The 24,709-nt window shown below is 55.8% G+C and carries 22 protein-coding genes; 8 read left to right on the top strand and 14 right to left on the bottom strand.

Going from position 1 to position 24,709, the window contains the following annotated elements; translation table 11 throughout:
- Nucleotides 1-11 precede the first annotated feature (11 nt).
- From napA to ACRQ84_RS09685, 5 genes are all read right to left on the bottom strand, one after another.
- On the bottom strand, nt 12-2,498 hold the full coding sequence (gene napA / locus ACRQ84_RS09665) for a nitrate reductase catalytic subunit NapA (protein WP_483817857.1): 2,487 nt from the start codon (nt 2,496-2,498) through the stop codon (nt 12-14).
- Nucleotides 2,495-2,773, bottom strand: a complete 279-nt coding sequence (locus ACRQ84_RS09670; RefSeq protein ID WP_483817858.1) for a chaperone NapD — start codon at nt 2,771-2,773, stop codon at nt 2,495-2,497. Before ACRQ84_RS09670 ends, napA begins: the two co-directional genes overlap by 4 nt.
- Entirely contained in the window at nt 2,763-3,233 is a 471-nt protein-coding gene (gene napF / locus ACRQ84_RS09675; RefSeq protein WP_483817859.1) for a ferredoxin-type protein NapF, read from the bottom strand. Before napF ends, ACRQ84_RS09670 begins: the two co-directional genes overlap by 11 nt.
- Nucleotides 3,234-3,396: 163 nt before the next feature.
- A complete protein-coding gene (gene ansP, locus ACRQ84_RS09680; protein WP_064739507.1) occupies nt 3,397-4,899 on the bottom strand; it encodes an L-asparagine permease in 1,503 nt (500 codons plus the stop codon).
- 278 nt (nt 4,900-5,177) lie between these two features.
- Nucleotides 5,178-5,450, bottom strand: a complete 273-nt coding sequence (locus ACRQ84_RS09685) for a YdgH/BhsA/McbA-like domain containing protein (RefSeq protein WP_064739508.1) — start codon at nt 5,448-5,450, stop codon at nt 5,178-5,180.
- Nucleotides 5,451-5,694: 244 nt separating this feature from the next.
- On the opposite strand from ACRQ84_RS09685, the gene narQ reads away from it, so the two are divergent.
- From narQ to acrD, 3 genes are all read left to right on the top strand, one after another.
- Nucleotides 5,695-7,383 carry a nitrate/nitrite two-component system sensor histidine kinase NarQ gene (gene narQ / locus ACRQ84_RS09690; protein ID WP_483817860.1) on the top strand — a complete coding sequence of 563 codons (1,689 nt, stop codon included), beginning with the start codon at nt 5,695-5,697 and terminating at the stop codon, nt 7,381-7,383.
- 163 nt (nt 7,384-7,546) lie between these two features.
- Nucleotides 7,547-8,179, top strand: a complete 633-nt coding sequence (locus ACRQ84_RS09695) for a response regulator (RefSeq protein ID WP_064739510.1) — start codon at nt 7,547-7,549, stop codon at nt 8,177-8,179.
- A gap of 194 nt (nt 8,180-8,373) precedes the next feature.
- The gene (gene acrD / locus ACRQ84_RS09700; protein WP_483815942.1) at nt 8,374-11,490 is read left to right on the top strand and encodes a multidrug efflux RND transporter permease AcrD; all 3,117 of its coding nucleotides are present in this window, start codon (nt 8,374-8,376) and stop codon (nt 11,488-11,490) included.
- 177 nt (nt 11,491-11,667) lie between these two features.
- Here acrD and ypfM read toward each other — a convergent pair whose 3' ends face one another.
- Complete coding sequence (gene ypfM, locus ACRQ84_RS09705; RefSeq protein ID WP_137386901.1) at nt 11,668-11,727, bottom strand: protein YpfM; 60 nt, start codon at nt 11,725-11,727, stop codon at nt 11,668-11,670.
- Between the two features lie 404 nt (nt 11,728-12,131).
- Between ypfM and ACRQ84_RS09710 the strand changes: the two genes are divergently transcribed.
- From ACRQ84_RS09710 to ACRQ84_RS09720, 3 genes are read left to right on the top strand one after another with little or no spacing between them, the layout of a single operon-like run.
- Entirely contained in the window at nt 12,132-12,500 is a 369-nt protein-coding gene (locus ACRQ84_RS09710) for an ArsC family reductase (RefSeq protein ID WP_483815943.1), read from the top strand.
- Between the two features lies 1 nt (nt 12,501).
- Nucleotides 12,502-13,629, top strand: coding sequence for a succinyl-diaminopimelate desuccinylase (gene dapE, locus ACRQ84_RS09715; protein ID WP_483815944.1), 1,128 nt, complete (start codon nt 12,502-12,504; stop codon nt 13,627-13,629).
- A 21-nt stretch (nt 13,630-13,650) separates the two neighbouring features.
- A complete protein-coding gene (locus ACRQ84_RS09720) occupies nt 13,651-13,839 on the top strand; it encodes a YpfN family protein (protein WP_007884817.1) in 189 nt (62 codons plus the stop codon).
- Nucleotides 13,840-13,956: 117 nt separating this feature from the next.
- Here ACRQ84_RS09720 and ypfH read toward each other — a convergent pair whose 3' ends face one another.
- The 6 genes from ypfH to dapA form a co-directional block, all read right to left on the bottom strand.
- A complete protein-coding gene (gene ypfH, locus ACRQ84_RS09725) occupies nt 13,957-14,652 on the bottom strand; it encodes an esterase (RefSeq protein WP_483815945.1) in 696 nt (231 codons plus the stop codon).
- A gap of 73 nt (nt 14,653-14,725) precedes the next feature.
- Nucleotides 14,726-16,684 (bottom strand): tRNA(Met) cytidine acetyltransferase TmcA, encoded by a 1,959-nt coding sequence (locus tag ACRQ84_RS09730; protein WP_483817911.1) that lies wholly within the window; start codon nt 16,682-16,684, stop codon nt 14,726-14,728.
- Entirely contained in the window at nt 16,684-17,553 is an 870-nt protein-coding gene (ypfJ, locus tag ACRQ84_RS09735; protein WP_483815946.1) for a KPN_02809 family neutral zinc metallopeptidase, read from the bottom strand. The genes ACRQ84_RS09730 and ypfJ overlap by 1 nt, the downstream gene beginning before the upstream one ends.
- 166 nt (nt 17,554-17,719) lie before the next feature.
- Entirely contained in the window at nt 17,720-18,433 is a 714-nt protein-coding gene (gene purC, locus ACRQ84_RS09740; RefSeq protein WP_064739684.1) for a phosphoribosylaminoimidazolesuccinocarboxamide synthase, read from the bottom strand.
- A 208-nt stretch (nt 18,434-18,641) separates the two neighbouring features.
- Nucleotides 18,642-19,670 (bottom strand): outer membrane protein assembly factor BamC, encoded by a 1,029-nt coding sequence (gene bamC / locus ACRQ84_RS09745; protein WP_064739516.1) that lies wholly within the window; start codon nt 19,668-19,670, stop codon nt 18,642-18,644.
- Nucleotides 19,671-19,684: 14 nt separating this feature from the next.
- Entirely contained in the window at nt 19,685-20,563 is an 879-nt protein-coding gene (gene dapA, locus ACRQ84_RS09750; protein ID WP_007884824.1) for a 4-hydroxy-tetrahydrodipicolinate synthase, read from the bottom strand.
- 143 nt (nt 20,564-20,706) lie between these two features.
- Here dapA and ACRQ84_RS09755 point away from each other — a divergent pair, with 143 nt between their 5' ends.
- The gene (locus ACRQ84_RS09755) at nt 20,707-21,273 is read left to right on the top strand and encodes a glycine cleavage system transcriptional repressor (protein ID WP_064739517.1); all 567 of its coding nucleotides are present in this window, start codon (nt 20,707-20,709) and stop codon (nt 21,271-21,273) included.
- 141 nt (nt 21,274-21,414) lie between these two features.
- Nucleotides 21,415-21,882 carry a thioredoxin-dependent thiol peroxidase gene (bcp, locus tag ACRQ84_RS09760; RefSeq protein ID WP_064739518.1) on the top strand — a complete coding sequence of 156 codons (468 nt, stop codon included), beginning with the start codon at nt 21,415-21,417 and terminating at the stop codon, nt 21,880-21,882.
- Nucleotides 21,883-21,916: 34 nt separating this feature from the next.
- On the opposite strand, the gene ACRQ84_RS09765 is transcribed toward bcp, so the two are convergent.
- Both ACRQ84_RS09765 and ACRQ84_RS09770 read right to left on the bottom strand, forming a co-directional pair.
- Nucleotides 21,917-22,990 carry an AI-2E family transporter gene (locus ACRQ84_RS09765; RefSeq protein WP_064739519.1) on the bottom strand — a complete coding sequence of 358 codons (1,074 nt, stop codon included), beginning with the start codon at nt 22,988-22,990 and terminating at the stop codon, nt 21,917-21,919.
- 85 nt (nt 22,991-23,075) lie between these two features.
- A complete protein-coding gene (locus tag ACRQ84_RS09770) occupies nt 23,076-24,668 on the bottom strand; it encodes a sensor domain-containing diguanylate cyclase (RefSeq protein ID WP_483815947.1) in 1,593 nt (530 codons plus the stop codon).
- Nucleotides 24,669-24,709: the final 41 nt, after the last annotated feature.

Genomic DNA, 24,709 nt, shown 5'->3' on the forward strand with positions numbered 1-24,709 from the left:
TGCATCCTGCCTTAAATTTTAACCAGCTTGACGGCGCATTTTTTGTAATCGGTCTGCTTCGACAGCGGATCGGTCGCGTCCAGCGTAACGTTGTTGGCCAGCACGCCCGCGTCAAAGAACGGCATGAACACCAGACCTTTTGGCGGCTGATTGCGACCGCGCGTTTCTACGGTGGCAATGGTTTCACCGCGGCGTGACACCACGCGGACCTTTTCACCGCGGCGGAAATCGCGATCTTTGGCATCAAGCGGATGGATATAGAGTAGCGCCTGCGGCACCGCGCGGTGCAGCTCCGGCACGCGACGCGTCATGGTACCGGTGTGCCAATGCTCCAGCACGCGACCGGTACAGAACCACAGGTCATACTCTTCATCCGGCGATTCGGCTGGCGCTTCGTAGGGCAGCGCGAAGATGGTCGCTTTGCCATCCGGCTTGCCGTAAAAACGCACGCCTTCACCGGCTTTAACGTAGCTGTCGTAACCTTCGCGATAGCGCCAGCGCGTCTCTTTGCCATCAACGACTGGCCAGCGTAAACCGCGCGCCTGGTGGTAGACATCGAACGGCGCGAGATCGTGACCGTGGCCGCGACCAAAGCTGGCGTACTCCTCGAACAAGCCTTTCTGAATATAGAAGCCGAACTCACGCGCTTCATCATTCAACTGGTCATCCGCCACTTCGCTCAGCGGGAACTGGTTGACCTGGCCGTTGGCGTACAGCACATCAAACAGCGTTTTGTCGCGCAGTTCAGGATGCTGCGCGAGTAGCGCTTCCGGCCACACTTCCGCCACCTTGAAACGTTTGGAGAAATTCACCAGCTGCCACAAATCGGATTTCGCATCGCCCGGCGCTTTCACCTGCTGATGCCAGAACTGGGTGCGACGCTCAGCGTTGCCGTAGGCGCCCTCTTTCTCTACCCACATCGCGGTTGGCAGAATCAGGTCAGCCGATAAAGCACTAACGGTTGGATAAGGATCGGACACCACGATAAAGTTGCGCTCATCGCGCCAGCCCGGCATCCGCTCCTGCGTCAGGTTTGGACCGGCCTGCATGTTGTTGTTACACATCACCCAATAGGCGTTGAGCTTGCCATCTTTCAACGCGCGATCCTGCGCGACCGCATGCAAACCAATTTTGGCCGGCACCGTGCCCTGCGGCAGCTTCCACAGTTTCTCCGCGGTGGCGCGGTGTTTGTCATTGTTGACCACCATGTCCGCCGGCAAACGGTGTGAGAACGTGCCGACTTCTCGCGCCGTACCGCACGCTGACGGCTGCCCCGTGAGCGAGAACGGACCGGTGCCCGGACGCGAAATTTTGCCGGTCAACAAATGCAGGTTGTAACACAGGTTGTTGGCCCACACGCCGCGCGTATGCTGGTTGAAGCCCATGGTCCAGTACGACACCACGTTAATTTTTGGGTCGGCATACAGCTCCGCCAGCGCGATCAGTTGATCTTTTTCCACGCCGCTCATGTCGCTGGCTTTTTCCACGCTGTACTCAGAGACAAACTTCGCAAACTCGTCGAAGCTCATCGGCGTGGATTCGCCGCTGTCCGGGTTCTTCGCCGAAGCCTGGCGTGGATCGGTGGGACGCAAGCCGTAACCGATGTCAGTCACGCCTTTGCGCAACGTCACGTGGTTCTGCAGGAAGGTTTTATCGACCTTGTTGTTCTGAATAATGTAGTTGGCGATGAAGTTGAGGATTGCCAGATCGCTCTGCGGCGTGAACACCATGCCGTTATCCGCCAGCTCAAAGCTGCGATGGCGATAGGTTGAAAGCACCGCGACTTTAACGTTTTCATTGCTGAGACGCCGCGCGGTAATGCGCGACCAGAGAATCGGGTGCATCTCGGCCATGTTCGAGCCCCACAACACGAACGCATCAGCCTGCTCGATATCGTCATAGCAGCCCATCGGTTCGTCCATGCCGAAGGTGCGCATAAAGCCCACCACCGCTGACGCCATGCAGTGACGCGCATTCGGATCGAGGTTGTTGGTGCGGAAACCGGCTTTCATCAGCTTGGAAGCCGCATAGCCTTCCCATACCGTCCACTGCCCGGAACCGAACATACCGACCGAATCCGGACCGTTGGCTTTCAGCGCCGCTTTGAACTTCTCTTCCATGATGTCGAAGGCTTGATCCCAGCTGACTGGCGTGAACTCGCCCTCTTTAGCATATTTACCGTCGGTCATGCGCAGCAGCGGCTGCGTCAGGCGATCTTTTCCGTACATGATCTTCGGCAGGAAATAGCCTTTGATACAGTTCAGACCACGGTTCACTTCTGCCTGCGGATCGCCCTGCGACGCCACTACGCGGCCATCCTGGGTGCCAACCAGCACGCCACAGCCGGTGCCGCAGAAGCGGCACGGCGCTTTTTCCCAGCGAATCGGCGCAGCCAGCGAGGTCGCGGCTTGGGTGACGGTGGGAATGGTGAGTCCTGCAGCCGTTGCAGCAGCAGCCGCCGCATTGGCCTTCATAAAATCACGACGACTTATACTCATGATGCTTCCTTACAAGGTTCTTCAATTTCATCTTGCTGGTGATAAACCAGCGATACCGCCAACACACCAGCGATGTTGCGGGTCTCTTCAATATTGCGCAGCAGTGCAGCGCTATCTGCCGCACCGAGCGTCACGGCCAGCGTGCCGCGTGCGGCGTCTTCGGCTGCGATGTCGCAATCGGCAAAGGTCAGCAACGCACTTTTCACGGCGGGAATCGAGGCCGGTCGCGCCTGAATCACCAGGCCGCAGACGTGCCAACTGCTTTCATGGTTCATGGTGTAATCCTGTGGCTGAGACCGGACAAGGCGCGATGCATGCGCCGCAACCGGTGCAATGCTGCGGAAGGGTTTCAGGCTGAGCGATGCCGTTGGGCATCAGATGGAAACGGATAGCTTGCTGCTCACAACTCTCCTGACAGCTGCGGCAATTGACGCCGAGAAAAGTGATGCAGCGGTTGTCGATGCGAATGCGTTGTGGAAAAGGCTGGGTATCGCGCGCGTGAAACAGCGACTGCGGGCAGCTCTCCGCGCAGGCGCCGCAAAAAGTACATTCGCCCTGCAGAAAATCGAGCTGCGGCACTTCCCCCGTTCGCAGACGGATGATCTGCGTTTCGCAGGCCGCTACGCATTCACCACAACCATCACAGCCGTGTTCCCCTCGCCACCAGGGCAAAGCGATGCCGTCAGCAGACGCTACGCGCTGCCCGGTAAAGAGTTCACGTCGCGACAGCGCCATCGGTTCACCTTATACGGGGGAAAGAGAGATGGTGCGTAAAATAACCTGACGCTAATGAGGGCTATATCACCCCAAAGGGGTAAATCCCGACGTGGGATCAAGTGAAGGGGAATTGAAATAAAAACGGGGGCCAAAAGGCCCCCGCAGATGAGAATCGCTAAGATTAACGCGCGTTATCGTCCGCCAGCGTGTGCGGTGCATCATCCTCATCGTCAGCATGATGCTCATGCTCTTTCATCGCTTCGGCATTGACGCGTTTACGCACGCCAAACCAGCCCAGAACCAACACCACGGCAATCAGTGGAATCGACGCGATGGTATAAGTGCCGTTCGGATAGTCAAACGCCATCAACACCAATACGCTCACGAGGAACAGCAGCGTCAACCATGAGGTGAACGGTGCCCACGGCAGCTTGAAGCTGACATCTTCCGCTTTGCCTTCTTTGATCGCTTTACGCAGACGCATCTGGCACACCACGATAAAGCCCCACGACGAGATGATGCCGAGCGATGCCACGTTCAGTACGATTTCGAACACCTGCGACGGCACGTAGTAGTTCAGCACCACACCAATAACGTACACGGCGATGGTCACCAGAATGCCGGCAAACGGCACCTGCTGCTTGCTCATCTTCGACATGAACTGTGGCGCAGAGCCGCCCATCGACATCGAACGCAGAATTCGGCCAGTCGAGTAAAGGCCCGAGTTGAGGCTCGACAACGCGGCGCTCAGCACCACGATATTCATCACGCTACCAATATAAGGCACGCCCAGTTTGGAGAAGAAGGTCACGAACGGACTTTGCCCCGCCTGATAAGCATTCCACGGCAGCAGCAGCACCAGCAGCACCACGGAACCGACATAGAACAGGCCGATACGCCAGATCACGCTGTTGATGGCTTTTGGCAGCATGGTTTTGGGATCTTTACACTCCCCTGCCGCCGTGCCCACCAGCTCAATCGAGGCGAAGGCGAATACCACGCCCTGCACTAATACCAGCGCCGGCAGCAAGCCGTGTGGGAAGAAACCGCCGTTATCGGTGATCAGATGGAAGCCGGTGGTATTGCCGTCCAGCGGCTTGCCGCTGCCGAGGAACACCACGCCAACAATCAGAAACACCACAATCGCCAGCACTTTTACCAGCGCGAACCAGAACTCCATCTCGGCGAACCACTTCACGCCGATCATGTTCATGGTACCGACAATCGCCAGTGCGCCGAGGGCAAACACCCACTGCGGCACATCACCAAACGCGCCCCAATAGTGCATGTAAAGCGCTACGGCGGTGATATCGACGATACCGGTCATCGCCCAGTTAACGAAGTACATCCAGCCCGCCACATAAGACGCTTTTTCCCCAAGGAATTCACGTGCATAAGAAACAAAGCTGCCGCTGGAAGGACGGTGTAACACCAGTTCGCCCAACGCACGGAGGATAAAGAAGGAGAAGATACCGCACACCAGATAAACCAGCGCCAGTGCAGGACCGGCCATTTGCAGGCGCGCGCCAGCACCGAGGAACAGACCGGTACCGATAGCACCGCCGATGGCGATCATTTGTACCTGGCGATTACCCATTGCTTTGTGGTAACCGCTGTCGTGCGAGTTGAGCCAGCGTCTTTTCGCAGCGCGTTGTTCGGCTGCGGTTTTTTTAGTTGATTTCATAGCTATCCTGTTTGTCCTGACCATCAATCACCGCGTAACCAAACGATTGCGTATGGCGGTGCGAAATGGGGTAAAAACCCGGTGTCACGCAGCGGAACGATGTCGCGTGGCGGGGTGGGAATTTACGGCGATGAATCCTACCCGTTCTGCAAGAACGAAGCAAAAAATACCGCCAGGCTGCACAACATGAATTGTAATAATCCGTCGCGGTGCACAAAAAAACCGGCCAGAGGGCTGACCGGTAAAGGGATTGCTACAGGGATAACTACTGGAGGGAATTAACGGTAAATCTCTGCGGTGCCGCTCCACAGGCTGGAATCACCCGGGGTTTGCACGCCGATAACGCGATAGCTGCTGGCACCTTGCTCTTGCGCTTTTTGCGACAGATGGCGGGTTGCATCATCCAGCGAGCCGCGTACGCCGCTGATAGAAACTGTGCCCGCGCTTTGCAGGTTTTGCGCTTGTGCAGCGCTTAAAGGCTCAGCGGCCAACGTTGAGAAACTTGCGGTGGCCAGCAGTGCAGCAGTCAGAACGGCATAACGTGTCTTCATGTGATGCTCCTGTTGTCTTCCGTTAAGGGTTAAGCGTGACGAAACTTATTATCACGCAGGGAATGAAAACCAGGCTGAGCAAGCCGTAAAGCCGTTTAATAATTCGCCAACTCATCACGGGTTATTTAGGGAAAGGTAAAGGGAAATGGATTTCTCTGTTAAAAGTAACTTGATGTGACGAGATCTAACTCGCCGTAAGCACACGGCTGCCTTATAATCCCCCGCTCTTAAAAGGGTTATTACTGTGATTGTGAAACGTCCCGTTACGCGCACCATTGCCCGCGCACTCAGTGCGATCGTGCTGCTGTCGCTGTTGACCACCGGGCTGGCGTTGATGACGCTCTCCAGCAGCCTGCGCGATGCCGAAGCGGTGAATGTCGCTGGCTCTTTGCGCATGCAAATCTATCGTCTGGCGTGGGACAGCACGCGCGATCCACAGCAGTTGGAACATCATATGCAGCTCTACCGGCAAACGCTGGAATCGCCGGCGCTGCAGCATCTGGAGCGGGTGTGGGTGCCGGTTGAAGTGAGCAGCCGCTATCGCTATCTGCGTGACAGCTGGCCAATGCTGCAAGAGACTCTGCAGCCCGAACGGGCACAAATCTACCAGCAACGCGTCGCGGGTTACGTCAGCGAGATCGACCGCTTTGTGCTGGCATTGCAACATTACGCCGAGCTGAAAATGCATCTGGTGGCCGCCAGCAGTCTGTTTGGTTTTCTGGCGATCGTGGCGCTGGCGCTGTGGACCATTCTTTTTATCCGCCGCAACGTGGTGCGACCGCTCAACGCGCTGGTGACCGCCAGCCAATACGTTGAGCAGGCAAATTTCGCTTTTCCACCGTTGCCGGTGCAACAGCCGAACGAACTCGGTGTGCTGGCGCAAGCCTTTACTACCATGGCAGAACGGCTGCATTCGCACTATCGCCTGCTGGAGTGCGCGGTGCGCGAGAAAACTGAAGATCTCACTCAAGCCAATCGCACGCTATCCCTGCTGTATGAAAGCTCACAAATTCTCACCAGCAGCCCGCCCAATCCCGAACTGTTTCAGGGATTGCTGCGTCTGGTACAGCAGCGCGAAGCGCTGACGGTTTTGCACATTGCCAGCGAGGGTATTGAGTTTCAGGCCGGTGTGGCGGCGGATGATGTGAACTGGCAGCGTTTGCCGTTGATGCAGGAAGAGCAGCAACTGGGCGAGCTAAGCTGGCAAACTCGCCGCGCACCGCCTGCCGACGAACTGATGCAGAGCCTGGCGAATATGCTGGCGCGCGCCCTGTGGATTTGGCAGACGCAAAAGCAGTATCAGCAGATGCTATTAATAGAAGAGCGCGCCACCATTGCGCGTGAACTGCACGATTCGCTGGCGCAGTCGCTCTCTTTCCTGCGCATTCAGCTGACGCTGTTACGACGGAATGTCGATGAATCGCAACCGCAGGCGCTGGCGATTATCGCTGACTTTGATCGCGCGCTGGCCGAAGCGTATCAGCAACTGCGTGAACTGTTGACCACCTTCCGCCTGACTATTGAACAGGCCGATTTGGTGCAGGCGATGCAGGCGATGATTGCGCCGCTGCAGGAGCAGTCGCAGGCGGCAATCGACTTCAATTATCAGCCTGGTCTGCAGATGCTGGATGCCCAGCAGCAAGTACATGTGCTGCAGATTGCGCGCGAAGCGTTACTCAACGCGATTCGCCATGCGCAGGCGCAGAATATTCAGATTCACTATCAGCGTGTCGCTGATGAGGACCACTTGCTGACAATCGAAGACGATGGCTGTGGTATTAGCAGCCTCGAAGAGCCACCGGGACATTACGGTCTGACTATTATGGCGGAACGTGCCGCGCGGCTCTCCGGGACGATTTTGATTACCCCGCAGGCGCAAGGGACGCGCGTCACGCTGCGTTTTCCGCCCCGCCCGGTACATCGGCTGAATTAACAATGCACATGAGGTCGCCATAAATGGCGCCCCTACATTTATTGCGCTGGATTTTCGTAGGGTGCGCATTCATGCGCACCTGCATAGATACGCAATTAATTGCCTAAGTGAGCGGCATTACGCCATAAATGGCGCCCTTACGAAATTTGATACTGGAGATGTTATGGCTAACCCAACCCTAACCCTTATGATTGTTGACGATCATCCGCTGATGCGCCGTGGTATTCGCCAGTTGCTGGCACTGGAGCCTCGGCTGGAAGTGGTGGCCGAAGCCAATAACGGCACCGAAGCGCTGGCTGAAGCGCGTCGTTTGTCGCCAGATGTCATCCTGCTGGATCTCAACATGAAAGGCATGTCCGGGCTGGATACGCTAAAAGCGCTGCGCAACGAAGGCATCGCCGCGCGCATTCTGGTGTTAACCGTTTCCGACGCGCGCAATGATATTTATGCGATGGTGGATGCGGGTGCCGACGGCTACCTGCTGAAAGACAGCGAACCCGAACTGCTGCTCGCGCAAGTGATGCGCGGCGCTAAGGGTGAAAACGTGTTTAGCGAAGCGGTGAGCCATTATCTCGCTACGCGTCAGCCGACGTCGAATCCGTTTAAACAGCTGACCGAACGTGAACTGGATGTGCTACAGGAAGTGGCGCGCGGCTTATCAAATAAAGAGATCGCCGCCACCTTGCATATCTCTGAAGAGACGGTAAAAGTGCACATTCGTAATCTGCTGCGCAAGTTGGATGTACGTTCGCGCGTTGCCGCCACGGTGTTGTGGCTAGAGAGCCGTCATGTGTAGTGGCGCACAAAAAAACGACACCATATTTACACTTTCTCCATAATTTACTCACGATTCTCTAATTTGTGCCGCGTAGAGTAACGGCAGCAGGAGTTTTCGAGAGAGCACCTTGCACTCCGCCAGCGTGACGCCGTCCGCGCATCGCGCTCATCATAATAAAAGTAAAAAATACGCAGTTGAGGAGTGTCGGTTCCATGTCGAATTTTTTTATCGACCGCCCTATTTTTGCCTGGGTGCTGTCTATTCTGCTCTGCCTATGCGGCACGCTGGCGATCATCTCGCTACCGATTGAGCAGTATCCTGACCTCGCGCCGCCTAACGTACGTATCACCGCCAATTATCCCGGCGCATCCGCGGAAACGCTGGAGAATACCGTTACGCAGGTTATCGAACAGAACATGACCGGCATCGATAATTTGATGTACATGTCCTCCAACAGCAGTAATACCGGCCAGGCACAAATCACCCTCACCTTTACCGCTGGCACCAATCCTGATGAAGCGCGTCAGCAGGTGCAAAACCAGCTGCAGAGTGCGCTGCGTAAATTGCCCGCTGCGGTACAGTCACAAGGCGTGACGGTTAATAAAACCGGTGATAGCAATATCCTGATGATTGCCTTTGTCTCGACCGACGGCAGTATGGACAAACAGGATATTTCAGATTATGTCGCCAGTAACATTCAGGATCCGCTCAGCCGTATTGATGGCGTCGGCCAGGTTGATGCTTACGGCTCGCAATATGCTATGCGCATCTGGCTCGATCCCAACAAGCTGATTGCCTACGCGCTGACCACCGAAGACGTGGTCAGCGCCATTGAATCGCAGAACGCCCAAGTGGCGGTCGGTCAAGTGGGTGGATTACCGTCGGTGGACAAGCAAGCGCTTAACGCCACGGTGAATGCGCAGTCAATGCTGCAAACCCCCGAGCAGTTCAAAGCAGTGACGCTGAAAACCAACAGCGACGGCTCGGTGGTGACGCTTGGCGATGTGGCGGATGTCGCGATGGGCGCGGAAAAATATGACTTCCTCAGCCGCTACAATGGCCAGGCGGCCTCCGGGCTCGGCATTAAGCTGGCTTCCGGCGCCAATGAGATGAACACCGACAAACTGGTGCGTGCGCGAATTGCTGAGCTGTCGCACTATTTCCCGCACGGGCTGGAAGCCAAAGTCGCCTATGAAACCACGCCGTTCGTTAAGGCCTCGATTAAAGACGTGGTGAAAACCCTGCTGGAAGCGATCCTGCTGGTGTTCCTGGTGATGTATCTGTTCCTGCAAAACTTCCGTGCCACGCTGATTCCGACCATTGCGGTGCCGGTGGTGCTGCTCGGCACCTTTGCAGTGCTGTATGCCTTTGGCTACAGCATCAACACCTTAACGATGTTCGCCATGGTGCTCGCCATCGGCTTGCTCGTGGATGACGCCATCGTGGTGGTAGAAAACGTCGAGCGCATTATGAGTGAGGAAGGTCTGTCGCCGCGCGCTGCCACGCGCAAATCGATGGGCCAGATTCAGGGCGCGCTGGTCGGCATTGCGCTGGTGCTGTCGGCGGTGTTTGTGCCGATGGCCTTCTTCGGCGGCACCGTCGGTGCCATTTATCGTCAGTTCTCGATCACTATCGTTTCGGCAATGGTGCTTTCAGTATTAGTCGCGATGATTCTGACGCCCGCGCTCTGTTCCACGCTGCTGAAACCGCTGGAGCAAGGACATCATCACGGCCGTCGTGGCTTCTTCGGCTGGTTTAACCGTACCTTCAACGCCAGCGCCGAACGCTATGAACGTGGCGTCGCCAAAATTTTACGCAAAGGCGGCCGCTGGCTGCTGCTCTATCTCGCCATTATCGGCCTGATGGCGTTCCTGTTTATCCGTCTGCCCACTTCGTTCCTGCCGCTGGAGGATCGCGGCGTGTTCCTGACGCAGGTGCAACTACCCGCCGGCTCAACGCTGCAACAAACCTCGGACGTGGTGGCGAAGGTCGAGAATTACTATATGACCCAGGAGAAAGACAATGTGGTCTCGGTATTCTCTACTATCGGTGCTGGCCCCGGCGGCAACGGGCAGAACGTGGCGCGTCTGTTCGTGCGCCTGAAAGATTGGGAAGCGCGTCCGGGCAGTGATCGCACCTCCTTCGCTATCATTGAGCGCGCGACCAAAGCCTTCCATAAGATCAACGAAGCGCGCGTTATCGCCAGCAGTCCACCAGCGATTACCGGCATGGGCAGCTCGTCGGGCTTCGATATGGAGCTGCAGGATCACGGCGGCATCGGCCATACGCAATTAATGGCGATGCGCGATAAATTACTGGAGCTGGCTGACAGCAATCCGGCGCTGTCGCGCGTGCGTCACAACGGCCTCGACGACAGTCCGCAGTTGCAGATTGATGTCGATCAGCGCAAAGCACAGGCACTTGGGGTGTCGCTGGATACCATCAATGACACCTTAACCACCGCGTGGGGCTCAACCTACGTCAATGACTTCCTCGATCGCGGCCGCGTCAAGAAAGTCTACGTACAGGCTGCCGCCGCGTTCCGCATGCTGCCGGAAGACGTGAATAAATGGTACGTGCGCAACAACAGCGGCGGTATGGTGCCGTTCTCCGCGTTCGCCACCAGCCACTGGCAAACCGGTTCACCGCGTCTGGAGCGTTATAACGGTTACTCTGCACTGGAGATTGTGGGTGAAGCGGCGAACGGTGTCAGCAGCGGTACGGCGATGGATGTGATGGAAAAACTGGTGGGGCAACTGCCGCTTGGCGTCGGCTTCCAGTGGACTGGTGCATCTTATCAGGAGCGCTTGTCCGGTTCGCAGGCGCCGGCGCTGTACGCCATTTCGCTGCTGGTGGTGTTCCTGTGCCTCGCGGCATTGTACGAGAGCTGGTCAATTCCGTTCTCCGTAATGCTGGTGGTGCCACTCGGTGTAGTCGGCGCGCTGGTGGCAACCTGGATGCGCGGGCTGGAAAACGATGTCTATTTCCAGGTTGGCTTGCTAACGGTAATCGGGTTGTCGGCGAAGAATGCCATTTTGATTGTGGAGTTTGCCAATGAGATCAACAGCAAAGGTCGCGAACTGCTGGAATCGACGCTGGAAGCCTCTCGTCAGCGTCTGCGCCCGATATTGATGACCTCACTGGCATTTATCTTCGGCGTGCTGCCAATGGCCATCAGCAGCGGCGCCGGTTCCGGCAGCCAGCACGCGGTGGGCACTGGCGTGATGGGCGGGATGATCTCGGCCACCGTGCTGGCGATCTTCTTCGTCCCGCTGTTCTTTGTGGTGGTGCGTCGCCGCTTCCCGCTGAAGGAGAAGCCGCACGATTAACCTGCCATTCCGCACCGTGCAATATGAAAGAATGTAGGGTCGCCATTTATGGCGACCGTTTTAAAGCCGCGGTGACGACGTAATAAAAAAGCCGCCATAGCATGCCAGGCGGCTTTATTGTTGTGTGTGGTAAGAATTACAGCAAGTTGGGAAATGCCCTGCTTTTCTCTTCACGCGTTACTTACGTAACATCGCTTCGATGAATTCTTTCCAGTTTCCCATTTCGGTGTCGACCATAAAACCCTCTCTTATTGTAGCGGCAATTCTACGCCGTTTTTTTCTACAGGTGAATACGTTTCCACCTGTTATCACTATCGGCAAAAGTAGTCGAAAACTGTAATTTACTGAAATTGCGTACTGACGCACATTTCAGCAACCCTATAATGCGTCAGGAAAAAAGCCAACCTTAAATCGGGTAGCAGAAATTGGCACTTAGGATAATCCTTAGTGGCCTGATGATGCCGCTGGCAATAATTCGATGCTTAAGTGAAAGCGTTTCCCGGTCCTAAGTAATAAAATTTATAACGGCAAATTCGTCATGAAAAAACGTGAATAAGCCATGCTTTCGCCGCCAGCGCTCACAGCCCTTAGAGCGCTGTGGTAAACTCGCGCTTTATTTTTTTATAAAACGGGAATAAGCGATGACAGCGCAGTGGGTGATGTACGGAATTAAAAATTGCGACACGATTAAAAAAGCACGCAACGCTTTAGCAGCTTCCGGCATTGACTATCGTTTTCATGATTATCGCGTGGATGGTATTGATGACGCGCTGCTGCAATCTTTCATTGATCAGCTCGGTTATGAGGCACTGCTCAACACGCGCGGCACCACCTGGCGCAAGCTGCCGGATGAGGAACGCGCGGCGGTAACCGATGCGGCCAGCGCTAAAGCGGTCATGCTCGCGCAGCCGACTATCATCAAACGCCCTGTACTGGCCGCGCCGAATGGCGATCTGCTGGTCGGCTTCAACGATTCCCTTTATTCCGCCTTTATCCAGGAGAAGTCATAACATGTTCTGTCCGGTTATTGAGCTGGCTCAGCAGCTTATCCGTCGCCCGTCTCTCAGCCCGGATGATGCCGGTTGTCAGGCGCTGCTGATTACGCGCATGGAAGCCATCGGCTTCACTGTCGAGCCGATGCATATTGGCGATACGCTGAACTTTTGGGCCACGCGCGGCCAGGGTGAGACGCTGGCGTTTGCCGGTCATACCGATGTGGTACCGCCTGGCGACGCCAATCGCTGGATCAGCCCGCCATTTGAACCAAGCATCCGCGACGGCATGCTGTTTGGCCGCGGTGCCGCTGACATGAAAGGCTCGCTGGCGGCGATGGTGGTGGCAGCCGAGCGCTTTGTTGCCGCCAATCCGCAGCATAAAGGTCGTCTGGCATTCCTGATTACCTCAGATGAAGAAGCCAGCGCGGTTAACGGTACGGTGAAAGTGGTTGAGCGCCTGATGGCACGCAACGAACGCATGGATTATTGCCTGGTTGGCGAACCGTCAAGCACCGAAATCGTTGGCGACGTGGTGAAGAATGGCCGTCGCGGTTCGATGACCGCCAATCTGACTCTTCACGGCGTACAAGGCCATGTAGCCTATCCGCATCTGGCGGATAATCCTGTGCATCGCGCCATGCCAGCGCTAAATGAGCTGGTAGAAACGGTGTGGGATGAAGGCAATGAATTCTTCCCGCCGACCAGCATGCAGATCGCCAATGTGCAGGCCGGTACCGGCAGTAATAATGTGATTCCTGGCGAATTCTTTGTGCAGTTCAACTTCCGTTTCAGTACACAGTTGACCGATCAGATGATCAAAGATCGCGTCGCTGAACTGCTCGATCGTCATCAGCTGCGCTATACGCTGGAGTGGAATGTTTCCGGTCAACCGTTCCTGACTTCACGTGGCAAACTGGTTGATGCCGTGGTGAACGCTGTGGCGCACTATAATGAGATTAAGCCGCAGTTGCTCACCACCGGCGGCACCTCCGATGGGCGCTTTATTGCGCGTATGGGTGCCCAAGTGGTGGAACTCGGCCCGGTGAACGCCACCATTCATAAGATCAATGAGTGCGTGAAAGCGTCAGATTTGCAAATGCTGAGCCGTATGTATCAGCGCATCATGGAACAGCTGATCGCCTAAGCGCGCAGAAGGAGAAAGGGGATGGAATTCTTTAAAGAGTACTGGTGGATCCTGGTGATCCTGCTGATGGTTGGTATTTTAATGAACGTTTATAAAGACCTAAAACGTATCGACCATAAAAAATTCATGGACAACAAACCGACGTTGCCGCCACATCGTGACTTTAACGATAAATGGGATGACGAAGAGGATTGGCCGAAAAAGAAATAACTTCAGTTAAATCAGTCGACCTACCCGTAGCGGCGCGATTCATCGCGCGTGTTTTAGCAGCGGTAGCGCTGTCAAAATGCGCGCGATGAATCGCGCCGCTACGCATTATGCAACTATCTAAATCATCATCACTACATCATCATCGCCGGGCCTGGCGCCGCTCAGCGCTTCATCGAAGTAACGACGCGGCACGGTATAACGCAGATGATTCAGCGCCAGCTCCATGCTGCGATCGTCTATCGCGTGCGGTAAATCTTCGACCACATCCAGCGTCACATCGCCGCCCAATGACAGCAGACGTTGCCTCGCCTCTTGCGCATGCTGCAGCGGAATCTGTTCGTCGTCATCACCGTGAATCAGATGGATGGTGTTGCGCGTGGTGGCGCGCAGCGGCAGCGTGGCATAGCGGCTGCTAAACACAATTGCGCGTCCCGCCAGATCCGGCTGCGCTTTCATGCCTTCCAGCACCATGGTACCGCCCTGCGAAAAGCCGACCAGCGCAGTGGCTTCTGCGCGCACGCCGCTCTCCTGCTGCCAGTGGCGCACCGATTCCACGAATTCTGGCATTATCGCATCCACGCCCTGCTGCTCAGAACGATCGTGCGCCGGAATATCGGCAAACCATTGACGACCTTGCGGCAAGCTGCCGGCGTAAGGTGCGCCAACCGAAATCACCAGCGCTTGCGGAAACGCTTTCGCGAACCAGCTGCCAATCTGCGCCATCGAATCCGGGTTATCGTTTACGCCGTGATACAGCAGGAACAGCTGCGCCGCACTGCTGGGTTGCTGAACAATTACATATCGTAGTGCCATAAGATCCTCCTCAAATCACTATACGCCGCTGCTGGCACAGAGATATCGGGAAAATTTGAACGAGATAATGCATTTATTGCAATGAGCGGAGCCGCTGTGCCGCATCGGGATCGAAATGAACCAGTGCTGCGGCAGCCTCCGATCGCAGCTGGTGCATCAAGGCTTTACGCCCGCTGAGACCGGCATTTTGCGCTACGCTCGTCAGCGTCTGTTTTTGTAGCAGGATGGCGTTCAACAGCGGTGAAGGAGATTGGCGCACCAGGCGCTGTAACACCGCGTAGCTGGCTTCGAAGGGACGTTGCGCCCAGGCAAAACCGGCCAGCAGCGTTAAATCCTCGTCATTTAGCTGCTGACTGGCATCGCTGGCCAGCGCTAACGGCAGCTCAATGATATCTTGCAGCCACCGCCAATCACGTGCCAGGCGCTGTGCTGCCTGCTGTTGTAACGCTTCACCTTCCGCAGATATTGCCAGCATCGCCATCGCGGCATAACAGCCACTGCTGGCTTCACGTTGCGAGCCGATGCGCACCAGCGTAAAACCGCAGGCGCGCCAGAAGTGCCACAAGGATTCGGTATAGCCGAAACTGACGGAGAGATAATCCCAGCCCTGCGCCTGCTGATGCGCCGTTGCCACCAGCGCTTTGCCGATACCACGCTGGCGCTGTGCAGCCTGCACCGCAATCCGACTCATACGCAGTGAGCGCAGCGTCGCCGCCTCGGCGAAACCGGCATGTGCCGCCAGCGATTGCGCCACCAGATTGCCACGCGGACGGCGATGACCGGCCCACACCGCGTGGGCCAATGTCGGGTCCAATCCGCCCTCTTCCACCAGCCATAGCGCGCCGGTTATCTGTTCAGATTCACCCGCCAACCAGAAGCGCATGCCGGGCGCATCCAGCATACGCCGTAAATCCAGAGGTGATGTGCGATAGTGCGCACTGGCGAGCAGCCGATAACCCGCTTCCAGCGCCGGTAAATTATGCTCAGGCGTTGCCGGATAAATCGCGATCTCACTGCTTACGCGGCTCTCCTGCGCATCTTCAAACAGCAATGCCTGGCTGAGCCACTGCTCGAGCGGATCGTTCGGCGACCAGCGCAACGGCTCATCGAGCTGGAAGTAGCGCACATCGGGCAAGGTGGCGCAAAAGCGCAGCATAAAGCCGCGTCCGGTACCTTCGTACCCTTGCACGGTGGTGGTAAGCAGCACGCGCGGGAAACGTTGCACCAGTTGTTGCAGGATGGGCGAGGGAATAGCAGCCGCTTCATCGACGATCAGCCACTGCGGCTGCGGTACCTGTTCCTGCGCGAGAATGGCATCGGGTGCCATGAAACTGAAATGCTCACCGGCAAACGCCGCCAAAACTGCCGTGGAGACTTTGGCCGGTGCCGTGACTAAACAGTGCTGATTACGCCGCGCCAGCATGCCGGCCAACGCGGACTTGCCGCGGCCGCGCGCAGCGGTAATTATCGCAACGCCTTGCGGCATCGCTGCGAGCTGTTCAAGTATTTGCGTTTGCTGCTGCGGCGCCCGGCAGCACCAATCGGGCAGATGCGTTTCCACGGGATTGCGAACAGCTTGCTGCTGACGCAGCAACATCACCTGCGAGTCTTGCAGCATTAGCGATTGCAGATGATGGATAAAATGTGGTGTCGCGATCGGCTCGGCGACATCCGCCCAGCGCAGGCTGTCGGCATCGGTTTGCCTGGGCCAGCTTTCCCAATCAGGCGTTAACAGGAATAACCAACTGCCCGCGCGTAAGGTGCCGGCCAGCGCCGCGAAGGCATCGGCGTGAAAACCGCTGCGGGCATCGAATATCGCATGCTGGAATTCACGCCCCAGCAAGGTACGTAAGGCCGAGGGTGCGACCGCACGTGGGAAATCTGCGCTGTCACTCACCGTCAGCCAGTCGCCAGGCAGCGCAGTGTGCCAACGTGTGGCTTGCTGCAGCGCCCAATTGGCCTCCCCCGCGACAACGCAAAGGCGTCGAATGCCTGCACGCTGCATCGCCGCCGTCTGTTCAATCAAAGAGATCACTTGCTAGCAAAAGTATTGCACTGGCCGGGATCGCCGCTATCGAAACCGCGCTTCAGCCAGGTATAACGCTGCTGAGAGGTGCCGTGCGTGAAGCTGTCCGGCACCACGCGGCCCTGACCTTTCTGCTGCAGACGATCATCGCCAATCGCTTCCGCCGCATTGAGCGCTTCCTGCAGATCGCCCACCTCCAGAATGTTTTGCTGTTCCATGTAATGGCCCCAAACGCCGGCGAAGCAGTCCGCCTGCAGCTCCATTTTCACCGACAGCTGGTTCACCTGCGCCTGGCTCGCGCCCTGTTGCATCTGGCGTACTTTTGGCTCGATGCCCAGCAGTTTTTGTACGTGATGCCCTACTTCGTGGGCGATCACATAGCCTTGGGCAAAATCACCGCCCGCGCCGAGTTTGGTTTTCATATCATCGTAAAACGACAAATCGATATACACGGTTTGATCGGCAGGACAGTAAAACGGTCCCATCGCCGATTGTCCGGTGCCGCAGTTGGTGCGCGTTGCACCGCGATACATCACCAGTTTCGGTGGCACGTACTGTTTGTTCATCTGCTGGAACAGCTTGCTCCAGGTATCTTCCGTGGTCGCCAGAATCACTGAGGTGAATTTGGCATCTTCATTACTCTGCGCGGTGTTCACCTGACGCTGCTGCGAAGTTGGCGCGACACCCCCGCCGCCTTCCAGCAGTGCGGTGAGGTCGTAGCCGTAGTAGCCTGCAACGGCGACCACTACCAGCAAGATGAGGCCGCCTTTGCCGCGTGGAATGCGGATTTGCCGTCCACCGCCGCCGCCAAGGCCCGGTGAATCATTGCGTCGATCTTCTACATTGTCGCTTTCACGACGCCCTTGCCAGCGCATGGCCTACTCCTTTAAACATGATTTGGCATGATTTTAGTTGGCGGCAGCAGGAAGCACCAGCATTGTGGTTACATAACACCGTAGGGTCGTCATTAATGACGACCTCTATTACGGGCATAAAAAAAGGTCGTCATAAATGACGACCCTACAAGATAGATGGACAGATTTAATCCAGCTTCACACCCAAACGCTGTGCGACTTCTTCGTACGCTTCAACCAGGCCGCCGAGGCTCTGACGGAAACGGTCTTTGTCCATTTTGTCCATGGTGTTTTTGTCCCACAGACGCGCGCCATCTGGCGAGAACTCATCGCCCAGCACCACTTCGCCGTTGAACAGACCAAATTCCAGCTTGAAGTCGACCAGGATCAAACCTGCGTCATCAAACAGCTTGCTCAGCACATCATTGGCTTTAAAGGTCAGCTCTTGCATGCGCGCCAGGTTCGCTTTACTTACCCAGCCGAAGGTTTCGCAATAGGATTCGTTCACCATTGGGTCGTGTTTGGCGTCATCTTTCAGGAAGAGATCAAACAGCGGTGGATTGAGCACAATGCCCTCTTCCACGCCCAGACGTTTTACCAGCGATCCTGCCGCACGGTTGCGTACCACGCACTCCACCGGCACCATCTCCAGCTTTTTCACCAGCGCTTCGTTATCCGACAGCAGCGCTTCCATCTGGGTCGGAATGCCCGCTTCCTGCAATTTGGTCATGATGAAATGGTTAAACTTGTTGTTTACCATTCCTTTGCGATCAAACTGCTCGATTCGTGCACCGTCTCCTGCTGACGTATCGTTGCGGAATTCAAGTATCAGCAGATCCGGATTATCGGTGCTGTATACGGTTTTCGCTTTACCGCGATACAACTCAGCTCGCTTTTGCATCTTGTTAACTCCAAACATGAAAGAACCCGTGTTCAGCGGTGTTTTACCGCGCACCGACTGCATGACGCAATCGTTTACTTCGCCGGGCGCTATTATACACAAAATCATTCGAGATACAGGAAGGCGGCAAACGCATCTGCAGCTTGAAGGGTTTGTGTATATGCCAAATCAAAACAAAAAGGCCGGAAATCTCCGGCCCTTTGGCAATTTATTTCAGTGCGCCTTGAATCACCTGCACCAGCGCATCGTTCTGCGTCTGGGTTAGCACGTGACCTTTCGGATCGATGAACTGCAGACTGCTGCGGTTATCCAGATCGCCAACCTGCAATTTGTAATCGCCGTTTGGTAGTTCTGGATCTTTGGCACCGATCTCATCCCATACGCCGCTGCCCGGCTGTTTATAAGTGACTTTCAGGCTGCCCTGCGAACGGTTGTCGTCTGTCACTTCCATGCCCACGCGTTTCAGCGCCGCTGGCAAACGCTGCCAGGTGACGTTAAACGGTGCACGCAGAATCAACAGCGGTAAACCGGTGTCATCCGCGCCGCTCTGCACATCAATCTGTCCAGTAGCGCGGCTCGCCGCTGCAGCCTGGCTGGCAGAATCCACTTTATCCAGACCGGTGCTGATATCGTTCAACATCTGACCGGTATAGCGTTGAATCTGCGCCGGAGAGGTAACGGCTTGACCTGATTGCTGCAATTCGAGCAAACGTACCGTCAGCACTTGCTGGTAGCTCTGATTCTGCACGCTAATCTGATAGCGACCGCGGTACTGGTTATCTTCGTCAGCACGGTTCCACTGCACCCAATCGGTGGTCAGCTGTTGCGAAGCGTCATCACGCTGGGCAATCGGGAACTTGTAAGACTGAATGACACCTACCACTTGCGACCAGATAGAACCACGGCTGCTTTCTACTGCCAGCACGCCGGTATTGCCGGTGAACTGCGCGCGCGTGCCGTTCAGCAGGGCCAGCGGCTGGGCTGGCGGACGAATATCCAGCTCTTTGCCTACCGCGCCTTTCGCCACGCTATGCGGAACATCGTAATCACCATTCTGCAACGGCAGAATCATGCCCGCTGGGGCTTTTAAATCATGCAGATCAGGCGCCTGCAGGTAAGATTCATCACCGCTGACCTGGCGCTTATAACGCTGATCGTTGGAACACGCTGTTAGCAGCATCAGGGTGGAAAGGCCCACTACCGTTGCCAGCGTCGAGCGCTTAACTGAATAACTCATTGATTCTCCCTAAATTATCGCAGACCCGCTTTAATCAGCGCTTGCGCCGTTTTCGCCTGACCGGCTTCGGTCAGTGGCGTCATTGGCAAGCGCAGCGTGTCATCCGCGATTAATCCTAGCTGTTTTGCTGCCCATTTCACCGGGATTGGATTGGGTTCACAGAAAAGCGTCTGGTGCAGGTGCATCAGACGCTGATTCAGGCGACGCGCTTCGGCGAATTTGCCCTGTTGCGCCAAGGCACAGAGTTCAACCATTTCACGCGCTGCAATGTTGGCCGTGACCGAAATTACGCCTTTGCCGCCCAGTTGCATCGAGTCCAGCGCCGTAGCGTCATCGCCGCTGACGATGATGAACTCATCATTAACCAGCTCTTGGATCTGTGAGATACGCGATAAGTTCCCGGTAGCTTCTTTGATTCCGATAATATTTTTAATTTCGGCCAGACGCGCCACGGTTTCCGGCAGCATGTCACAACCGGTACGCGAAGGAACGTTATACAGCATCTGCGGCAGATCGGTACTTTCTGCTATCGCTTTAAAGTGCTGGAACAAACCTTCCTGAGTCGGACGGTTGTAGTAAGGCGTGACCGTCAAACACCCCACCACACCGCTGCCGGTAAAGCGTTTGGTCAGAGAGATGCCTTCCGCCGTGGCATTTGCGCCAGTGCCTGCGATAACCGGAATGCGGCCATCCGCCAGTTCCAGCGTTTGCATAACCACATCACCGTGCTCGTCATGGCTGAGCGTGGCAGATTCGCCGGTAGTGCCAACAGAAACAATCGCCGCGGTGCCGCTGGCAACATGATAATCAATCAGTTTTTTTAGACTTTCGCGGCAGACATTACCTTTTTCATTCATTGGCGTAATGAGCGCAACAATACTTCCGGTGAACATGGGCTATCCCCTCGACAAACAAGTGCCTCATGTTACGTTTTACATTGAAAGAAAAGCAAGCGAGCCACGCCATTCCCGCGCTTGTCAGCAGTTTTTTTTATGTTTACCTTATAGTTATTAGCGAACGTACAGGAAATGCCATTTTGTCGCAGTCACAGCCTCACCATCTGGTGATCACCGCACTGGGCGTTGATCGTCCGGGTATCGTCAATACCATCACCCGCCATGTCAGCAGCTGCGGCTGTAATATCGAAGACAGCCGTTTGGCCATGCTGGGAGATGAGTTCACCTTTATCATGCTGCTTTCCGGCAGCTGGAACGCGATAACCCTGATTGAATCGACGCTGCCGATGAAAGGGGCCGAACTGGAATTGCTGATTGTGATGAAGCGCACCAATGCGCGCGCCACACCGCCGATGCCGGCTACCGTTTGGGTGCAAATTGAAGTACCCGATTCACCACACATCATTGAACGCTTTACCGATTTGTTCGACAAACATCAGATGAATATCGCCGAACTGGTGTCGCGGATTAAACCAGCGCAGGACGGTGTGGCACCCACGCTCTATATTCAAATGACGGCGCACAGCCCAGCCAATCAGTTCAGTGCGCCCATCGAGCAGGCTTTCAATCAGCTGTGCGAAGAACTGCATGCACAAGGTTCAATTCGTCTTTATAGTGTCACCGACGATGCTGACAGCACCGTTTAATCAGGCTCCGGGTTATTTCGCCACACACTCTGCCGCTGCGGCAAACCGTGTGGTGAAATAACCCTGACGGTAAACACCCCCTGGCACTTTTGCTCCTGATGGTGTATTACCCACAGCATGTAAAAAAAATGGAGAGTTGTGATGAATCCACTGAAAGCCGGTGATGCCGCACCGAAATTTAGCTTGCCCGATCAGGACGGCGAACAAGTAAATTTGGCCGACTTCCAGGGACAGCGCGTTCTGGTCTATTTCTATCCGAAAGCCATGACGCCGGGTTGCACCGTGCAGGCCTGCGGTCTGCGCGACAACATGGAAGAGTTGAAAAAACAGGGTGTCACTGTATTGGGCATCAGTACTGACAAAGCGGAGAAACTGTCGCGCTTTGCCGATAAAGAGATGCTGAACTTCACGCTACTTTCCGATGAAGATCATCAGGTGTGTGAGCAGTTTGGCGTGTGGGGTGAGAAAACCTTTATGGGTAAAACCTACGACGGCATTCACCGCATCAGCTTCCTGATCGATGGCAACGGTAAGGTGGAGAAAGTGTTCGACGATTTCAAAACCGCCAACCACCACGATATCGTGCTGAATTATCTGGAATCAGCCTAATGTGAACGGGTGCGCAAGTCGCACCCGTTTTCTTTTACTCTATCCCCGGCTCATCGAGCGCCGGTGTTTCCGGCCACGCATGCACCACGGCTTTCACCAGCGTTGCCAGCGGAATCGCAAAGAATACGCCCCAGAATCCCCACATCCCGCCGAAAATCACCACCGACAGAATGATCACCAGCGGATGCAGGTTGACCGCTTCTGAGAACAGAATCGGCACCAGCACGTTGCCATCCAGCGCCTGAATCACCAGATAAATGGCGATCATCGTCCAGAAATCACTGCCCAATCCCCACTGGAACAGGCCAACGCCGATCACTGGGAGGGTTACCACCATTGCGCCGATATAGGGAATTAAGACGGAAATACCGACCAGCACCGCCAGCAGCAGCGAGTAGTTTAGGCCCAGCAGCAGGAACGCCAGCCAGGTAACCAATCCCACCGCTACCATCTCCAGCACTTTGCCGCGAATGTAGTTGGTGATCTGTTGATTCATCTCTTGCCACACCACGCCCGCTAAACCGCGATTGCGCGGTAGCACGCGGCGCACCGCATTCAGCATCTGCTCTTTATCTTTCAGCAGGAAGAACACCATCAGCGGTACCAGCACCAGATAGATCATCAGCGTCATAAGCCCCACCAGCGACGCCAGTGAATACTTCACCAACGATTCGCCCAAGCCCGTCAGACGGCTGCGCAGGTTCTCGACAATAATATCGATGATGCCGGCATCGACCAGCGCCGGATAACGCTTCGGCAAGCCAGCGGCAAACACATAGAGCTTATTCAGCATGTTGGGTAAGTCGCGCGTCAGGTTGATGCCCTGCTGCCATGCTACCGGGGCGACAATCAGCACCATCACCAGCAAGATACCCGCAAACACCACCAACACCGCACTGGTTGCCCAGGTTCGGCTACAGCCCACGCGCTGCAGACGCACCGTTGGCCACTCAAGGAGATAGGCCAGCACCAGCGCCACCAGCAGCGGTGCCAGCAAACCGCTGAGGAAGAACAGAATGCAAAACGCCGCCAGCAGAATTACCAGCAGCCCGATGGCCTGCGGATCGCTGAAGCGGCGTTTGTACCATTGATAAAGCAGAACGAGCATGAAAACATCCTTGAAACTAAAACAGAAAAGCGCACGTTGCGTCGCGGCGCAATGTGTGGCGACGCAACGTGCATGATTTGAAGGGTTAATGCGTGATACTACTCACCAACGCATCCTGACCGGAGATCATCACACAGTTGCGTCCGGCATTTTTCGCCTGATACATCGCGGCATCGGCTTGCTTAAGGCTTTGCTCCTGCGAACCACTTTCCGGCTGCCAGTCGGCAATACCCACCGACAGCGTGACAGTGCCGACCTGATCAATCCAGTTTTCCGCAATGCTGATGCGCACGCGCTCGGCCAGAATGCGCGCATCTTCCACCGACGTCGCAGGCAACAGCATCAGGAACTCTTCCCCGCCGTTACGACACACCACATCGGTTTGACGTGCGCTGCTGCGTAAGGTTCGCGCCACATGTTTAATCACCTCATCACCAACGTCATGGCCGAAGGTATCGTTGACCCGTTTGAAGTGATCGATATCCAGCGCCAGAACTGAAAACGGCTGGCGCATGGTGGCGAAGTAGTCGAGCACGGCACTTAGGCCACGGCGGTTAAGCAGATTGGTCATGGGATCGCTCTGCACTTCCGATTTCAGGCGGCCAATTTTGTCCTGCACTAAACCAATACCGGTAAGCAACGCGCGTTTGACCTGCGCCGCTTCGAAATACCACGCACGAATGCCGCCAATCTCACTCGACACGCCTTGCGAATCCATCTGGCTGGCTTTACGCGCCAGCTGCCACAGCGGCAGCGCAATCAGACGTGCCAGAATCACTGCCACCAGCAAGGTCAGCAGCGCAAACGGCACCGAGTTTTTCAGCACTTTCAATAACAATCCCGAGAGCGGTGCCAGCGTGACATCCGTTGATTTCAACGCCACCACCATCCAGCCGGTGGTCGGCACGATGGCATAACCGGCCAGCTTGGTTTTCCCGTCTTCGCTCAACTGCACTTCACCGTTGGTGTGCTCCTCGCGCTGACGATCGCTAACGATGCCTGGCACGCTCTTGCCAATCAGTTGGTTGTTCTGGTGATACAGCACCTGATTATTACTATCCATCACGTAAACCTGGGTGCCATCACGGTAGAACTGCTCGCCGAGCAGCGCGTTCAGGATGCTTTTCTTCTTCAGATAAATGGTGCCGCCGACATAGCCGAGGTAGCGCCCTTCTTTACTCCAGATTGGCCAGGAGACAAACACAATCAGGTTGTTGGCGGCGGAGATGCTGGGCTTGCTGACCATCGGCTGACGCTTTGCCAGCGCTTCACGCGATGACTGGCTGGTCAGCTGCATGCCTTTCAGCATGAGTGACTCTGGCGAAATCGCTTTCACGATACCGTTACTGTCTACCACCGCGACCGAGTTAAAACTGTTGGTTTGTTCGCGCAGCCTGTTCACTTCTTGCTGCGCCAAATCGTCGTTCTCAAAATCATTGCCTAACTGGGTCGCACTGTAGTGCAGCTGCGACTGAGCCAACTGAAAGAAGACCTCAGTGGTGGCCGCCAGTTTGGTCGCGTAAGCGCGATTCGCTTCAAGCGTGCTTTCAATCAGGACCATGCGTTGCACGCGCCAGGTGGCGTACAGCGTATTGGCGAGTGTGATGACGATGCTGGTGATCGCCAGTAGTGCGATCAGCGTACGCAGGTCAGTTTTTGGCCGCAGGCGCATCAGCATGGAGCACCTGCTCTGGTGAGTAGATTCATAAATTTGTGTGC

Origin of the sequence: Pantoea sp. E2023-21, from assembly GCF_051302795.1 — a bacterium.
Taxonomy (GTDB): domain Bacteria; phylum Pseudomonadota; class Gammaproteobacteria; order Enterobacterales; family Enterobacteriaceae; genus Pantoea; species Pantoea ludwigii_A.

Bases quoted from the DNA above. Each gene is read 5' to 3' on its own strand.
- ACRQ84_RS09685 (WP_064739508.1), bottom strand. From the start codon at position 5,450: ATGAAGACACGTTATGCCGTTCTGACTGCTGCACTGCTGGCCACCGCA.
- napA (WP_483817857.1), bottom strand. From the start codon at position 2,498: ATGAGTATAAGTCGTCGTGATTTTATGAAGGCCAATGCGGCGGCTGCT.
- bcp (WP_064739518.1), top strand. From the start codon at position 21,415: ATGAATCCACTGAAAGCCGGTGATGCCGCACCGAAATTTAGCTTGCCC.
- ACRQ84_RS09720 (WP_007884817.1), top strand. From the start codon at position 13,651: ATGGAATTCTTTAAAGAGTACTGGTGGATCCTGGTGATCCTGCTGATG.
- ACRQ84_RS09765 (WP_064739519.1), bottom strand. From the start codon at position 22,990: ATGCTCGTTCTGCTTTATCAATGGTACAAACGCCGCTTCAGCGATCCG.
- bamC (WP_064739516.1), bottom strand. From the start codon at position 19,670: ATGAGTTATTCAGTTAAGCGCTCGACGCTGGCAACGGTAGTGGGCCTT.
- ACRQ84_RS09710 (WP_483815943.1), top strand. From the start codon at position 12,132: ATGACAGCGCAGTGGGTGATGTACGGAATTAAAAATTGCGACACGATT.
- napF (WP_483817859.1), bottom strand. From the start codon at position 3,233: ATGGCGCTGTCGCGACGTGAACTCTTTACCGGGCAGCGCGTAGCGTCT.
- ACRQ84_RS09695 (WP_064739510.1), top strand. From the start codon at position 7,547: ATGGCTAACCCAACCCTAACCCTTATGATTGTTGACGATCATCCGCTG.
- ACRQ84_RS09770 (WP_483815947.1), bottom strand. From the start codon at position 24,668: ATGCTGATGCGCCTGCGGCCAAAAACTGACCTGCGTACGCTGATCGCA.
- ACRQ84_RS09670 (WP_483817858.1), bottom strand. From the start codon at position 2,773: ATGAACCATGAAAGCAGTTGGCACGTCTGCGGCCTGGTGATTCAGGCG.
- purC (WP_064739684.1), bottom strand. From the start codon at position 18,433: ATGCAAAAGCGAGCTGAGTTGTATCGCGGTAAAGCGAAAACCGTATAC.
- acrD (WP_483815942.1), top strand. From the start codon at position 8,374: ATGTCGAATTTTTTTATCGACCGCCCTATTTTTGCCTGGGTGCTGTCT.
- ypfJ (WP_483815946.1), bottom strand. From the start codon at position 17,553: ATGCGCTGGCAAGGGCGTCGTGAAAGCGACAATGTAGAAGATCGACGC.
- dapE (WP_483815944.1), top strand. From the start codon at position 12,502: ATGTTCTGTCCGGTTATTGAGCTGGCTCAGCAGCTTATCCGTCGCCCG.
- ansP (WP_064739507.1), bottom strand. From the start codon at position 4,899: ATGAAATCAACTAAAAAAACCGCAGCCGAACAACGCGCTGCGAAAAGA.
- ypfH (WP_483815945.1), bottom strand. From the start codon at position 14,652: ATGGCACTACGATATGTAATTGTTCAGCAACCCAGCAGTGCGGCGCAG.
- dapA (WP_007884824.1), bottom strand. From the start codon at position 20,563: ATGTTCACCGGAAGTATTGTTGCGCTCATTACGCCAATGAATGAAAAA.